Genomic DNA, 293 nt, shown 5'->3' on the forward strand with positions numbered 1-293 from the left:
TGTGGTCGTCCAAAAGGTTTACCTCGTCGACGTAGAGAATGCCCCGGTTGGCCTGGGCCAGCACCCCGGGCTCGAAGTGCCTTTCCCCTTTCTTGATGGCCTGTTCAATGTCCAGGGTACCCACTACCCGGTCTTCGGTAGCCGATACGGGTAGGTCCACCACCCGCATCTTGCGCCGCGCCCGGAGCAGTTCCTCACCTGATGCCAGGCGCTCCCGGCACTGCGCGCACATGGTAGCGGTGTCATCCGGATCACAGCCGTATGTACAATCGGCCACCACCTCGATCTCCGGC

At 62.5% G+C, this 293-nt stretch carries 1 pseudogene; it reads right to left on the reverse strand.

The features are described 5' to 3' along the window. Positions 1 to 232: pseudogene (locus RDU24_RS15925) on the reverse strand (magnesium chelatase ATPase subunit I); the annotation flags it as partial. Positions 233 to 293: the final 61 nt, after the last annotated feature.

It is taken from the genome of Humidesulfovibrio sp. (assembly GCF_031082295.1).
GTDB lineage: Bacteria > Desulfobacterota > Desulfovibrionia > Desulfovibrionales > Desulfovibrionaceae > Humidesulfovibrio.